The organism is Pseudomonas asplenii (genome assembly GCF_900105475.1).
In the GTDB taxonomy this organism is placed as follows: Bacteria; Pseudomonadota; Gammaproteobacteria; order Pseudomonadales; family Pseudomonadaceae; genus Aquipseudomonas; species Aquipseudomonas asplenii.
The window spans coordinates 4,589,195-4,602,852 of record NZ_LT629777.1; the positions used below are offsets into that span (position 1 = coordinate 4,589,195).

The 13,658-nt window shown below is 63.8% G+C and carries 11 protein-coding genes; 4 read left to right on the forward strand and 7 right to left on the reverse strand.

The window, feature by feature from the left end; translation table 11 throughout:
- Nucleotides 1–175 precede the first annotated feature (175 nt).
- The 7 genes from BLU37_RS20805 to BLU37_RS20835 form a co-directional block, all read right to left on the reverse strand.
- Nucleotides 176–4,219 carry a bifunctional nitrate reductase/sulfite reductase flavoprotein subunit alpha gene (locus tag BLU37_RS20805; protein WP_090208379.1) on the reverse strand — a complete coding sequence of 1,348 codons (4,044 nt, stop codon included), beginning with the start codon at nt 4,217–4,219 and terminating at the stop codon, nt 176–178.
- A gap of 350 nt (nt 4,220–4,569) precedes the next feature.
- Nucleotides 4,570–5,289: an HPP family protein gene (locus BLU37_RS20810; protein WP_090208383.1), complete on the reverse strand. Its 720-nt coding sequence runs from the start codon at nt 5,287–5,289 to the stop codon at nt 4,570–4,572.
- Between the two features lie 168 nt (nt 5,290–5,457).
- Complete coding sequence (locus BLU37_RS20815; protein ID WP_090208386.1) at nt 5,458–5,760, reverse strand: hypothetical protein; 303 nt, start codon at nt 5,758–5,760, stop codon at nt 5,458–5,460.
- A 265-nt stretch (nt 5,761–6,025) separates the two neighbouring features.
- Nucleotides 6,026–7,306: an efflux RND transporter periplasmic adaptor subunit gene (locus BLU37_RS20820; RefSeq protein WP_090208389.1), complete on the reverse strand. Its 1,281-nt coding sequence runs from the start codon at nt 7,304–7,306 to the stop codon at nt 6,026–6,028.
- Nucleotides 7,296–8,786: a TolC family protein gene (locus tag BLU37_RS20825; protein ID WP_090208392.1), complete on the reverse strand. Its 1,491-nt coding sequence runs from the start codon at nt 8,784–8,786 to the stop codon at nt 7,296–7,298. The genes BLU37_RS20820 and BLU37_RS20825 overlap by 11 nt, the downstream gene beginning before the upstream one ends.
- Nucleotides 8,779–9,978 (reverse strand): ABC transporter permease, encoded by a 1,200-nt coding sequence (locus tag BLU37_RS20830; protein WP_090208394.1) that lies wholly within the window; start codon nt 9,976–9,978, stop codon nt 8,779–8,781. Before BLU37_RS20830 ends, BLU37_RS20825 begins: the two co-directional genes overlap by 8 nt.
- Entirely contained in the window at nt 9,975–10,679 is a 705-nt protein-coding gene (locus BLU37_RS20835) for an ABC transporter ATP-binding protein (protein ID WP_090208397.1), read from the reverse strand. The genes BLU37_RS20830 and BLU37_RS20835 overlap by 4 nt, the downstream gene beginning before the upstream one ends.
- A gap of 379 nt (nt 10,680–11,058) precedes the next feature.
- Here BLU37_RS20835 and BLU37_RS20840 point away from each other — a divergent pair, with 379 nt between their 5' ends.
- From BLU37_RS20840 to BLU37_RS20855, 4 genes are all read left to right on the forward strand, one after another.
- Nucleotides 11,059–11,808 carry a TetR/AcrR family transcriptional regulator gene (locus BLU37_RS20840; protein ID WP_010451590.1) on the forward strand — a complete coding sequence of 250 codons (750 nt, stop codon included), beginning with the start codon at nt 11,059–11,061 and terminating at the stop codon, nt 11,806–11,808.
- Between the two features lie 153 nt (nt 11,809–11,961).
- Entirely contained in the window at nt 11,962–12,369 is a 408-nt protein-coding gene (locus BLU37_RS20845; protein WP_090208400.1) for a DUF2946 domain-containing protein, read from the forward strand.
- A gap of 106 nt (nt 12,370–12,475) precedes the next feature.
- The gene (locus tag BLU37_RS20850) at nt 12,476–13,081 is read left to right on the forward strand and encodes an SCO family protein (protein WP_090208403.1); all 606 of its coding nucleotides are present in this window, start codon (nt 12,476–12,478) and stop codon (nt 13,079–13,081) included.
- Between the two features lie 33 nt (nt 13,082–13,114).
- On the forward strand, nt 13,115–13,582 hold the full coding sequence (locus tag BLU37_RS20855) for a copper chaperone PCu(A)C (RefSeq protein ID WP_172833039.1): 468 nt from the start codon (nt 13,115–13,117) through the stop codon (nt 13,580–13,582).
- Nucleotides 13,583–13,658: the final 76 nt, after the last annotated feature.

Sequence of the window (13,658 nt, forward strand, 5' to 3'; positions counted from 1 at the left end):
CTGCCAGGTCATTCATGGCAGAGGGTATTGAGGTAAAAGCAGGGAGCGTGCCAAGTACTGGTCTGCCCGGTTTCTCCGGTTTATTGCGGCGTTTTCAGCGTGAAAGCGACCTGTGTTGGTGCATGTTGGGCGGAGTTCGCCAGCTATGGGGGCGTTCTTGCGGACCCTTCGTCGATCAGTACACATCTCGCACATAACGCTTGTCTGCCGCCAACGCGGCGACATATGCCTGTGCCTCATCCGCATCCAGCCCTCCGTGGGTGCGTATCACCTGCTTGAGCGCGGCATCGACATCCCGCGCCATGTGGCTGGCATCGCCGCACACGTAGAACCCGGCACCTTCCTCCAGCCAGGCCCACAACTGTGCTCCTTGCTCGATCATCCGCTGCTGCACGTAGATCTTCTGTGCCTGATCGCGGGAAAACGCCGTATCGAGCCGCTGCAGGTGGCCCTGATCAGACCAGGCCTGCAGTTCCTCGCGGTAATAGAAATCGCTGGCGGCATGCTGTTCGCCGAAGAACAACCAGTTCTTTCCGCTCGCCCCAATCGCCTGACGCTCCTGGAGAAAGGCCCGGAAGGGCGCGATCCCGGTACCAGGGCCGACCATGATCATCGGCGCCTGGGGATCGGCGGGCGGCCGGAAATTGGCCGATTTCTGCACGAAGATCGGCACCTCCAGGCCCTCGGTACGATCAGCGAGAAAGCCCGAGCAGCAGCCGGAACGCGGGTGGCCGCCACGCTCGTAACGAACGGTCGAGACCGTCAGATGAACCTCGCGCGGGTGCACCTTGGGGCTTGAGGCAATCGAATACAGCCGCGGTTGCAGCGGTTTCAGGCAATCCACCAGTTCCTGGGCGCCGAGATCGACCTGCAGTTCACGCAGCAGGTCCGCCGGTTGCCGGCCCCAGAGCCAATCCTTGAGTTCGGTCTTGTGCTCGTCGGCCAGCAGACGCTTGAGCTGGTGGCTGCCCGAGCGCTGGAACACCAGTTGCAACAGGGCGGGACTGATGCGGCCGATCTCCAGGTGACGGCTCAGCGCCTCGATCAGCGGCATCGGTGTCTTGTCCTTGACGGTCACCACCGTCTCGGCATCGGCGGTGCTCAGGCAACTGCGCAGTCGCTCGACTGCTTCGGGGCAATGGCTGGGCCAGACCCCGAGGGCATCGCCGGCCTGATAGTCGAGTCCGCTGTCCGCCAGGTCGAAGACGAATTGCCGGGTTTCCTTGGTCGCGTCAGGGCCGCTGAGCAGGCGGTTGTGTTTCAACCGCGCCGGTAGCGGTTGCTGGCGGCTGTAGCGCGGCGCGCTGGCGACCGATACGGGCTTGGCGGCCAGGGCCGAATCGAGTTTGTCCAGCCAGGCGCTGGCCGGTTCCTGATAGTCCGGTTCGCAGTCGACCCGCGCCGCCAGACGTTGGCCGCCGAGACTGTGCAGGCGTTCGTCGAGCTTGCGGCCGAAACCGCAGAACTGCTCGTAGCTGGAGTCGCCGAAGGCCAACACGGCGAAGCGCAGGTTCTCAAGGCTCGGCGCGTTGTCCGCCGCCAGCGCCTGCCATAAACCATGGGCGTTGTCCGGTGGCTCACCATCACCGAAGGTACTGGTCAGCAGCAGGGCACGGCCGGCCTGGCTCAGCTCCTTGGCCTGGATGCTGTCCATCGATGCCAGGCGCACCCGATGGCCTTTCTCCTGCAAACGCTCGGCGGCCGATTTGGCAAACGCTTCCACCGTCCCGGTTTGCGATGACCAGAGCAGCAACAGCGGGGGCTGTTCCGAACCGCTGGGGTTCGGTTGTGCCGACTCCTGGCGGGAGAACAGACCGGCCAGAATCCCCTCGATGATCAGTCGGTTGGCGGGTTGCAACGGGGCGCTGGCCGGTAGCGTCGGCAGCCCGGCGTTGGCCTGGCTGCTGCCCAGTCCCAGCAGGAAACCTTGCAGGTAGAGGTTTTCATTGGGCGCCAGTTGAATGCTGGGTGCGGTGTCGAACCCGAGGATCCGGGCCAGGGCTTGAGTCTGCATGGTATGCGGAGCCTCCGTGCGCGTGGGCAAGGGCAGTGGATCAGGCTGGGGGACGTCGACCCGGCTCAGCGCCACGGCACTGAACTTGAATTCCGGTTGCAGCGAGATCGGGTCCACGGCGTCGTGGGTGACGGCATTGATCGCCAGGTCTTCGCCATAGACATCGTTCCAGTGAAAGGGCGCGAAGCAGTTGCCCGCTGCCACCCGGTCGCTGATCTGCGCCGGCAGCACCGCTCGGCCACGGACCGAACGGATCTCGACGCCATCCTTTTCGGCAATGCCCAGGCGCGCGGCATCGAGCGGGTTGATTTCGATGAAGGGGCCAGGGTTGAGCTTGTTCAGCGTCGTGACCTTGCCGGTCTTGGTCAGGGTGTGCCACTGGTGTTGCAGACGGCCGGTGTTGAGCACCAGCGGGAAGTCAGCGTCAGGTTGCTCGGCCGCCGGCTGCCAGGGCCGGGCGAAAAACATCGCCTTGCCGCTGGCGGTGGGGAACAGCAAATGTGGCTTGCTGCCGTCGGCGGCCGCTTGCGCGGGTTTTCCCAGGCCGTCGTTGAGGTAGCGGATCGGATTACGGTCGGCCTGCTGACCGGGGCCGCAGGGCCACTGCAAGGGCGTCTGTTCCAGGCGTTCGTAGCTGGCGCCGCGCAGGTCGTAACCGGTTTTCGGGTTCCAGGCGCGCTTGATCTCGTCGAACACCTCAGCGGCACTGGCGTAGCTGAACGCCTCGGCATAGCCCATTTCGCAGGCCACCCGGGCGATGATCTGCCAGTCCGGCAGGGCTTGGCCCGGTGCATCGACGGCCTTGCGCATCAGCGTCAGGTTGCGCTCGGAATTGATCATCACGCCCTGGGCTTCGGCCCATAGCGCGGCCGGCAGGAGGATATCGGCGTAACCATTGGTCTCGGTGTCGAGAAAGGCGTCCTGGGCGATCACCAGCTCGGCCGCTTGCAGCCCGGCAATCACTGTCTGCCGATTGGGTACGGACGCCACCGGGTTGGTGCAGATGATCCAGCAGGCCTTGATCTTGCCCGCCTGCATGTCTTCGAACAGCGCGACGCTGCCGCCGCTGACCCGTTGGCTCAGGCTGTCGCGGGGAATCTGCCAGAGGTCTTCGATGAATTCGCGGTCGGCGGGGACCAGGGCCGAGCGTTGGCCGGGCAACCCCGGGCCCATGTAGCCCATTTCCCGGCCACCCATGGCGTTGGGTTGGCCGGTGAGGGAAAACGGCCCACTGCCGGGGCGGCAGATCGCCCCGGTGGCCAGGTGCAGGTTGCACAGCGCGTTGGTGTGCCAGGTGCCGTGGGTGCTCTGGTTCAGACCCATGGTCCAGCAGCTCATCCACTCGGCCGCCTCGCCGATCCACTGCGCGGCCTGGCGGATCTGCGCTTCGGGCAGGCCGGTGAGGCTGGCGACCCGGGCCGGATGATAGTCTTCAAGGAAGTCCGGCAGCGCCTCCCAACCCTCGGTGAAGCGGGCGATGAATTCGGGATCGGTGTGGCCGTTTTTCACCAGCAGGTGCAGCAGGCCGTTGAGCAGGGCCAGGTCGCTGCCCGGCTTGATCTGCAGGAACAGGTCGGCCTTGTCGGCGGTGGCATTGCGCCGTGGATCGACCACGATCAGCCGGGCGCCGGCCTTGAGTCGGTCCATCAGGCGCAGGAACAGGATCGGGTGACAGTCGGCCATGTTGGCACCGATCACGAAGAACAGCTCGGCCTTGTCGAAGTCCTGATAGGAGCCCGGTGGCCCGTCGGCTCCCAGCGACAGCTTGTAGCCGGCACCGGCACTGGCCATGCACAGGCGGGAGTTGGACTCGATCAGGTGGGTGCGGATAAAGCCCTTGGCCAGTTTGTTGATCAGGTACTGGGCCTCCAGCGACATCTGTCCCGACACATAGAACGACAAGGCATCGGGCCCGTGTTCGAGCAGGATCGCCTTGAGCCGGCGTGCCGTTTCGCTGATGGCCTGGTCCATGCCGACCTGGCCGGGGTCACGCTTGCGTTCGTGGCGCAGGAAGGCCTGGGCCATTCGCCCGGGGTGGGTTAGTGGCTGGGCACAGGTGCTGCCCTTGGTGCAGAGGCGCCCGAAGTTGGTCGGGTGCTGCTTGTCACCGCTGACCTTGATCACCTGATTATCACGCACTTGCATGACGATGCCGCAGCCGACACCGCAGTAGGGGCACACGCTGCGCACGCTGGTCTGGGTCATGGTCCGTTGCTCCTGCCCGGGAAACAAAACTTGCAGAAAAGACAAAGGCGCTGTGTCGCACTCCGTCGAAACGGGGCAACACAACGCCTTTGTCGTGAAATCAACCGTCTGCGTTGACGGCTGTTATTCCGGTTCTAGCAAGCTTTGCGCCAATCTGGACGAAGCGTGGGGTGAGGGTGCGATTGCCTGGCGCCTGAGCGGGCGCTATCGCCAGCCACCGCGCGCCGGCTGGCGGTTTCCACATGGGGCTCGCCCGGTGTCACTCTATGGGCGCGGAGCTGCCCGTGAATGGCCGGCTTGCACCGTCAACGGCTGTCTGCCGGGCCGCCTGCTCCAGCATGGGGCAAAAATCAGCGACGGGAGGCAAACACCTCGCCGATGCTGCGGCGCCTGGCCTGGGCCTCGCAGGCGTTGATCAGTTGCTCCAGGTCCTCGGGCGTCACATCGATGAATTCCTCCATCTGCGCCAGGGCCTGCTCAAGGTCATCACGGGTAATACCGGGCGGTTCACCGGGCTGATGGGGGCTGATGAAGGTACTGGGTGGCTCGACATGCACCTTGGGGTAACGGACCCGGGTCAGGTTGTTGTAGCCGATGGCGACCAAGAGCAGGCAAGCCGCCGCGAGCATCACCGGCTCCAGTACCCGCCAGCCCAGTGCGATGGTCTCCGGGTCGGCGATCACCATCAGCAGCGCCAGGGCGCCGGCCGGCGGATGCAGACAGCGCAACAGGCACATGGTCAGCAGCGCCAGCCCCACCGCCAGGCCGGCACTGCCCAGGCTGCGATCAAGGAAGTGCACCACCAGCATCGATACCAGGGTGGAGCAGAAATAACTGCCGATCAGTGACCAGGGCTGGGCGAGGGCGCCCGAAGAGACGGTGAACAGCAACACGGCCGAGGCCCCCAGCGGCCCTATCAGGTGCAGCGCCACCGACAGCCCGAACAACTGGGCGCAGGTCCAGACGCTGATCAAAGTACCCAGGGCAACGCCGATGGCGGCGCGGCTCCATTCTGTTGGGCGAGTATTGAGCGAGGGGGGCAACAGGCGGCGAGACCAGCGGGCAAGCATGTCGAGGACGATCCACTTCGAAAGGCATGGGAAAAAAAGGGCTTGGGCGACTGGCGCCAAGCCCTTTCAAGGTTCCGACATTTGGGGGAAGGAACGAGCCCAGTGTGCCGCCTCCGCGTATCGCTGGCCAATTCATAATAATGCGCTTCAAGTGCATTATTTTTGAATTTAAAACCCGGGTGGTTGACCGATCAGCCAGTCCACCGGGCGTTCCTGAGCTGGCCGGTGAGCCGGTTGACCGAGCATGCGTTCGCGCGTCTCATGGCCGAACAGCAAGTGCTCGATGACTCGGCGAAATTCCGGGTCGTCGGCCAGTGGTCCCTTGAACGCCACCAGCGCGTCGCGTAATCCCATCAGCCCGAGCAAGGCCGACGCCGCCACGTCAGCCGCTGCGAGCGTGGCCGGTGACGCTTGTGGTTGAGCGGGGTGGAACAGGGGCGGGCCGGCGCTTTTCTCGTTTGGGTCGCACATGGGAGTTCCTTGCCAATGGCTGCGGCATTCGCTCGGGAGGCATCAGGTGTGTCGCGACGAAATCGGAAAGTATCCCGTACCAAAGTAGGAAAAGCCGGGTTTCGAGTTCAGTCGATCGGCGGACTCATTGTAAGTCAGGAGCCGACCCGGGCCGGCTGGGCAGGGATTGTAGTAACCGTCATATTTACCGCTTTATGCGTAGGAGTTTTCTAACCAATGCTGGCTAACTAGCGCAGGCTCACTACTACTGGCGAACTGCCCGGACTCACTCGACGACCCGCACGAATCCCGGCTGCAGGCCGAACACTTCGACCCCATCCGGCGTCGCCTGCCCGGTGGTAATCGGCAGGCGTTTGATCGGTTGGTCCAGCGCCTCGCGATAATCCACCGCCGTGCCCTTGGCATCGCGCAGGATCGCTGCCGTCGGCAGGACGAACGCCTGGTCGTTGCGGTAGGTGACGATGGTCAGGCGGGCGCTCATGCCCAGGCGTACCCGCTGCAACTGCTCGCGGTTCAGTTTGGGAATCGACAGCGTCACCGGAAACTGGGCACTGCCTCCCGGGGTCTCGTTGGGCAGGGCCAGGCTGCTGACGATATCGACCGAGCCACTGAGCCGTTCGCCATCGAAGCCGTCACCGAGGATCTCGACGCTCTGGCCCTGGTGCAACTGGTTGATGTCCAGCTCGGAAACCTTGCTGACGATCTTCAACTGTTCGATGTTTGCCAGACCGAACAACAGTTGGCCCTGGCTGACCCGGCTGCCGGTCTGTACCGGCGCCGAGTTGTTGTTGGCGGAGTTCTGCGAGCCGTTGGCGCCGGGGGCGGGGACGACGATACCGGCAAACGGCGCGACCACGTTCTTGCCGTCCAGCAGCGCCTTGAGTGTCTCGTACTTGACCGTGGCATTGGTCAGTTCCATATCGGCGATCTGCCGGTATTCGCCCTTGCCCTGATCCAGCGCCTGTTGCAGGTCGCCTTCGGCGGCGCTCAGGTCCATACGCTGGCTTTGCAACTGCTGTTGCAGATCCTGCAGTTCATTGCGGGGGATGATGCCGCGCTCGAACAGGTTCTGGCTTTCGCCCAGTTTGCGCTCGGTGTTGCTGGCCGTCATCTGTGCACTGCGCAGGGTACGCCGGGCTCGTGCCACCTGCTGGCTGTTGTTCCAGTCCTGCAGTTCCTGCACCGCGCGACGGGCCTTGAGCTGGGCCGACAGCGCATCGCGCAACTGGATCTCCAGCAGGCCCGGGTCCATCTGCAACAACGTCTGTCCGGCTTCGACCCGCTGCCCCTGTTCCACCAGAATGGCCTGTACATTGCCTTCGAACGGGGCGGTCAGGATGATGGTCTTCTGCGGTTCGATCTTGCCCACCAGGCCGATCTGGTGCACCAGCGGTGCCGGTTGCACCGCTATCCAGCGCCCGGTACTGGGCTCGGCGGCGGCGGGTGCGCGCAGGCTGGTGAAGACGACAGCGGCCAGCGCCACCGCCAGCAGTAGCCCACCGGCCTGTATCCAGCGTTTGCGCCGGGCCTGCTTGTCAGTAGTCATTGAGTGCAATGTCCCAGCTCTCCAGAGTCATGCCCAGGGTCAGATCCAGTTGCGTCTGGGCGTTCAGGTAGGCGATCAGCGCATTGAGGCGGGCGTTCTCGGCGCTGCGCAGATCGCCCTCGTAGCTCAGCACCTGGAAGTTGCTCGAGCGGCCGGCGCTGAGTTTTTCCCGTTCGATATTCAGTTTGCGTCGCGACAGATCCTCCGCGCGCCGGGCGATCTCATACTGCCGCCAGCGGGTACCGAGATCGCGCACCACGTCGTTGACGCTGCGTTCCAGGGCCTGGCGGGCGTCGGCCTGGATCAGTTCCTGGTTCTCCACGTCGACCCGCGCATGCACCTCGGCCTGGCGCGTGCTCAGGTCGCCAATCGGAATCTGCACCTGGACCCCGGCGTAACTGTCCCAGCGCCGTGAACCGCTGTTGCCGGCATCACTGTCGAGACGGTCACGGATCTGGTTGGCGCCGGCCACCAGCGACACATCCCAGCGGCTCTGATCCTTGGCGATCACCAGATTGAGGTCGGCCTGTTGGCTGCCCAGCAGGGTGGCCAGGTACAGCGGTTGCTGGACCCTGGCCAGGCGCAGGGCGTCCTGCTTGTCGATACTGACCGGCGCCGCTTCCAGCGCCTCGCTGGCATGGATGGGCGTCGACAGGTCCAGGGCCAGCAGGCGCAGCAGCGCCAGGCGATTGATATCCACCTGGTTGCGGGCTTCCTCGACTCCCAGCTCCTGGGTGGCGATGTCGGCTTCGGTCTGGACGATCTCGAACTCGGCCATGCGTCCGGAAGCGATCAGCGCCTTGTTCACCTCCAGCAGCGCCTTGGCACGCTTGAGCGCGTCCTGGGCGATGATCAGTTGCTCCTGGGAGCGGAGCATTTCCCGGTAGGCGCTGATGATATCGCTGATGGTCTGGGACACACTGGCCTTGAGGTTGAGCCGGTTGATCTGCTCGGAGATGCGCGACAGGCGCAGCGGCGCGGTGGTCACGTCCCAGCCGGCACCGCGCAGCAGCGGCTGGACGATTGCCAGGTCGAGACCATCGCTGCGATAGCGACCGGCGACATCGGCATTGTTCAACTGCTGGGTCCAGGCCATGCTCAGCCGGGTGCCGTATTCGCCGAGCAGGCTGGCGGTCGGCGACAATGTGGTGTTGCGAACGTTGTCTTGGGAACCCTTGGTCGTGCGGTATTGGCCGGAGAGCAGCAGCTTGGGGTTGAAGGTATCCTCGGAAACCCGCAGGTCGAACTTCTGGGCGATGCGCTGCAGATAGGCGCTGCGAATGCCCCGGTTGTTGCGCAGCCCCAGGTAGACCGCATCGCCCAGGGTCAGGTCGGTCTTCTGTTCGCTGAGCAGCACGCTGCGCGTCGGGCTGTTGCGCAGGGACGGTGCCGATGGCTGGCCGACCAGGGAACTGGCGGCAAAGACCGGGCCGCAGAGCAGGCAGAGCAGGGTGGCCGTCCATGGCCTGCACCTATTCATCGCGCAGTGCCTCCACCGGTTGCAGATGTGAGGCGGAAATGGCCGGATAGAGCCCGAAGAACAGCCCCACCAGCAACGTGCTGCCGACCCCCAGCGGCAAGGAGGCAGCGGCCAGGGAGAACTGCCAGCCGGACAACCGGGCATACAGATACGCCGCAGTGACCCCCAGGATCGCCCCGGACAGCGCGCCCACCGCCGTCAGTGTCACGGCTTCGAGCAGGAAGAGGTTGCGAATGTCCCGCCGTCTTGCCCCCAGCGCCATGCGAATACCGATCTCCCGTCGGCGTTCGGATACATTCATCAGCATCACATTCATGACCCCCACGCCACCGCCCACCAATGAAATCCCCCCCAGGGCCATCAGCAGGTAACCGAAGGTCCGGCTCTGGCGGGTCATGCCGTCGATCATCTGCTGGGGTATCTGCACTTCCACCTCGCGCCCGCGCAGGGTGCTTTTCAGCGCCCCGGTCAGATCGCTGGCAACGGTTTCCATGTTCTGCTCGGCCGCGGCCCGGGCAATCACGCTGCTGATCTGGGGACCATCGACGATGCGCCTCATCCCGGCCAGCGGCAGGAACAGCGAGTCGTCGGTTTGTACCGGGATCAGCACGGCCGCGGGCTGACTGTGCAGGATTCCGATGACCTGGAACAGGTAGTCGTTGAGGCGGATCCGGTCGCCGATGCGCAATGGCAGGCCGGCGCTGCCCAGGGTACGGGCAATGCGATCACCGACCACGACATAGGTTTCGCCCTGGTCGAAGTCGGACAGGAAACGTCCCTCGCGGACTTTCAGGCGCATGGCCCCGGCCAATTGTGTGGTACTGCCGACCCAGTTGGCATTGGTGGCGTGCCCCTGGAATACCACCGAGCCGCTGGAGAGTACGAGTGGCGCCAGGTACAGCACGGCCGGAACCAGCGCCTGCAGGCGCGCGGTATCGAGGCTGGCGGGCATCGGCTCGCGCAGGTCGGCATTGCCGGGAAACTGGGCGACCAGGGTATCGGTGCCCATGTCCTTGAAGATCGCCGCCGCCTCCTGCGCCGCGTTGTGGCCGATATTGATCAACGCCACCACTGACGAACTGCCGATGATGATCCCGAGCAGCGCCAGTACCGAACGTTTGCCCAGCGTGCGCAGGCTGACGAACGCCTCGTGCAGCAACTGGCTGGCGCTCTGCTCGACCTGCAGGCTCATGCCGGACACGTCTCGTGCACCACGCCGTTGTGCACGCGGATCTGCCGATGCAGGCGTTTGGCGATGTGCGGATCGTGGGTGACGATGATCAGCGTTACCTGACGCTCCCGGTTGAGTTCCAGCAACAGGTCCATGATTTCCTGGGCCGTGCTGCTATCGAGGTTGCCGGTCGGCTCGTCGGCGAGGATCACCGAGGGCTCGCCGACCAGCGCCCGGGCAATCGCCACGCGCTGGCGCTGGCCGCCGGAGAGATCGGCGGGGCGATGGTGGGCGCGTTCGCCCAGACCGACCTGTTCGAGCACCACCCTGGCCCGGGCCAGCGACTCGCCGCGCGGCACGCCACGATAGCTCAGGGGCAGGGCGACGTTGTCGAGGGCGTCCAGGCGTGGCAGCAGGTTGAAGCTCTGGAACACGAAACCGATCTGCTGATTGCGAATGGCCGCCAACTGGTCGGGGCTGGCACTGAAGATATCGTGTCCGGCGAAGTGGTAGCGGCCGCTGTTGGGCAGGTCGAGCAGGCCGAGAATATTGAGCAGGGTACTTTTGCCGGAACCCGATGCACCCAGGATGGCGCAGCTTTCACCGGCTTCGATGGACAACGAGACATCCTTGAGGATGGTCAGGGGTTGCTCGGCAAGGCGATAGGTCTTATCGATGCCTTGCAAGGAAATGAGACCTGGGTGAGCTGTCGTTTCAGTCATCGCTGAGCGCGCCGGCAGGTCCGTTCACGATCCAGCCAGAACCTGAGCGTGCTGCAAGTGTCCAGGTGCGTTGCGAGGCAGGATCAGGCACAGATTTTGTTTTCCTATTTTAAAATTTTGTTTGAATAGTAGCCGTGATCCCGATTCGATGCTAGCCGTCCGGGGCGAGGAAACCGGATGTTTTTTGCTGCTCTTTTGTGACAAAAAGAAACACTTTTGATCGACGTTTCATCGCATTTTTCGTGAGTCGTTTAGGGCCTTGCGCGAGGGTGGAGCCAGCGAGGCGCTTGCGTTTCAAGGCTTTCAGGGTTATAAAAATCAAATTTATTTTTAAAACACAGTTTGTTCGATCAGCTCTCTCCTTGTAAAGGCTCTCCCCATGGTCGCAAAGAAACTCAGTGCTCCCAATGTCACCAAGACTCGCTTGCTGGATGCCACAGAGGCACTGTTTACCAAGTATGGCTATGACGCCGTACTGCTGCGCCAGATCACCGAACGGGCCCAGGTCAATCTGGCCGCAGTGAACTACCACTTCGGGGACAAGGATTCCCTGATGACCGCGCTGCTCGAACAGCGTCTCGGCCCCCTCAACGAACAACGTCTGGAACTGCTCGCCCGTTGCGAGGAGCAGGCTGATGGCCCGCTGGACTGCGACACCCTGCTCGGCGTGCTGTTCGCTCCGGCCATGGGTCTGGAACGCAGCGGTTCCGGTGAGGAAGGGCGCTCTTTCGTGCGTTTTCTCGGGCGGGTCTACAGCGATACGTCACCCTTCATCCAGGCCTACCTGAAGGAACACTATCAGCCGGTGTTCGAGCGGTTCTTCAATGCCTTTGCCCTGGCCTTGCCGGATATGCCACGCAACGAGGTGGGCGTGCGCCTGCAGTTCGCCCTCAAGGCCATCTCCGGGGTAATCGCCGGTACCGAGTTGCGCTTTCTCATGCAGGCCATGAGCCTGGGACGGCCGGCGACCGATGCCGAAGTCATGGCCAAGTTGATCAGCCTGGTGTCTGCGGCGATTCACGCACCGATGCAGGATCCCCAGGCCAGCAGCGCCCTGGAAAGGGTGCTGGAAATCCAGCATGAAATCCGTCTGGGCCAATCGCTGGGCGCCAAGGTGGCGAGCAAGTAGCAGCGCCTCGTCGGTGAACTGCATCGAACTTGCGTGCAGTCTGCCCCTGCCGTAGCGACGTCGCTGACACCGTGAATCAGCCAGGACCTGGTCGTGTGCCATTTTGTCGCACCGGCCAACGTCAAGCGGGCGACAGTGGTAAATTGCCGGCCCATGACCTCCTTTATCCCCTGCGCAACTCTCAGGCACCGTGCCGGAGCCTGGCTGAGCCTGCTCGCCATGCTGCTGGTGTTCGCCGGTCCGCTGATTGGGCAGGGGATGAGCCAGGCCCGCGCCCCGCAGGCCGCGCTGGACGATATCTGCGGTGGCCCGCCGGCGGGTATCGGCCTGGTGGCGCAGCGCAGCCCGCAACCATCGTCCCATCATCTCGCATTGTGGGAAAAATGCGGCTATTGCTCGTTGCTGTTCCAGCATCCGGCACTGGCCGACTCCCATACCACGCTGTTCTTCGCTGGCGTCCGACCGCTCGGCTACCCGAGCGCGACGTTCAGTGCGCAGCAGGCCGTGGCCCCGGTCTTTCCCGGTGCCCGCTCGCGCGCACCGCCTGGGGCCCGCGCCTGACCCACCCTGCCAATCGTGGTCGGCAGCTCACGCTCGCGCAATGGCGCCAGGGCACGAGCGTCGCCACCCCTTGCGTTGCACAAAGGCTACCGAGAGGGCCGTTTACATGAATGAGTTACTGACTCGCCGCCAGGTCGTTGCCGGCCTCGGCGTCCTGGGTCTGGGTTTGCTGGCCGGCTGCGACAGCTCCGGCAAACTGTCCTACAAGTACGGCAAGGACCTGAGCGACGAGATCCTCGGGCGCAAGTTCAAGCTCAAGGACACCCAGGGCAACGTCACGCTGCTCGGCAGCTTCAGTGGCCTGATGCCGATGATCTTCTTCGGCTTCACCCAGTGCCCGGCGGTCTGCCCGACGGCGCTGGCCCGGGCAGCCCGGGCCAAGAAGCTGATGGGCCCCGATGGCGACAAGCTGCAGGTGGTATTCATCACCCTCGATCCGGAGCGCGACACGCCCGAGGTGCTTGACGCCTACGTCAAGGCCTTCGATCCGAGCTTCGTCGCCCTCTACGGCACCCTGGAAGAAACCGCGCAAACGGCCAAGGAGTTCAAGGTGTTCTACGAAAAGATCCCGGCCGGCTCCACTTACACGCTGTCCCACACCGCCACCAGCTTTGTCTACGACAGCCGCGGACGTCTGCGCCTGGGCCTGTCGCCGTCGCTGACGGCGCAACAGTGCGCCGAAGACCTGCTTACCGTCATGTCGGTCTGCTGACAGACGTCAGCTGGAATTATTCGAGATATTTAAATGAAACCATTGAAGTACATCGCTTTTTCAATTCTTGGAATGCTCAGCCTGCACGCCTCGGCGCACACTCTGGTGGAAGATGCCTGGGTTCGTGCCACTGTTCCGGGACAACCGTCCACGGGGGCCTTCATGCGTATTACCTCCAGCGAGGGTGGCAAGTTGCTGGAGGCCAGTTCGCCCGTGGCGAAGCTCGTACAGATCCATGAGTCGAAGATGCAGAACGACATCATGAGCATGCAGCCTGTCGCCTCGGTCGAACTGCCCGCTGGCCAGGCCGTCGACATCGATCCCGAGGGTTATCACATCATGCTGATGAACCTGGTCGGCCAGGTGAAGGAGGGCGATAGCGTGCCACTGACCCTGGTGGTCGAGAACGCCCAGGGCGTTAAGGAGTCGATCGAGGTCAAGGCCACGGCCCGTGCTCTGACCGAAATGCCGATGCACGATCACGGCAAGATGACGCACTGACCGTACAGGCCGCCAGAGCCGTCTTCGGTTGCGAAAAACGCCCCGTCCAGCGGGCTCGGTGGACGTTCTGTTGCGC

Excerpts from the sequence above, each read along its gene's own strand:
- BLU37_RS20805 (WP_090208379.1), bottom strand. The coding sequence starts at position 4,219 with ATGACCCAGACCAGCGTGCGCAGCGTGTGCCCCTACTGCGGTGTCGGC.
- BLU37_RS20810 (WP_090208383.1), bottom strand. The coding sequence starts at position 5,289 with ATGCTTGCCCGCTGGTCTCGCCGCCTGTTGCCCCCCTCGCTCAATACT.
- BLU37_RS20815 (WP_090208386.1), bottom strand. The coding sequence starts at position 5,760 with ATGTGCGACCCAAACGAGAAAAGCGCCGGCCCGCCCCTGTTCCACCCC.
- BLU37_RS20820 (WP_090208389.1), bottom strand. The coding sequence starts at position 7,306 with ATGACTACTGACAAGCAGGCCCGGCGCAAACGCTGGATACAGGCCGGT.
- BLU37_RS20825 (WP_090208392.1), bottom strand. The coding sequence starts at position 8,786 with ATGAATAGGTGCAGGCCATGGACGGCCACCCTGCTCTGCCTGCTCTGC.
- BLU37_RS20830 (WP_090208394.1), bottom strand. The coding sequence starts at position 9,978 with ATGAGCCTGCAGGTCGAGCAGAGCGCCAGCCAGTTGCTGCACGAGGCG.
- BLU37_RS20835 (WP_090208397.1), bottom strand. The coding sequence starts at position 10,679 with ATGACTGAAACGACAGCTCACCCAGGTCTCATTTCCTTGCAAGGCATC.
- BLU37_RS20840 (WP_010451590.1), top strand. The coding sequence starts at position 11,059 with ATGGTCGCAAAGAAACTCAGTGCTCCCAATGTCACCAAGACTCGCTTG.
- BLU37_RS20845 (WP_090208400.1), top strand. The coding sequence starts at position 11,962 with ATGACCTCCTTTATCCCCTGCGCAACTCTCAGGCACCGTGCCGGAGCC.
- BLU37_RS20850 (WP_090208403.1), top strand. The coding sequence starts at position 12,476 with ATGAATGAGTTACTGACTCGCCGCCAGGTCGTTGCCGGCCTCGGCGTC.
- BLU37_RS20855 (WP_172833039.1), top strand. The coding sequence starts at position 13,115 with ATGAAACCATTGAAGTACATCGCTTTTTCAATTCTTGGAATGCTCAGC.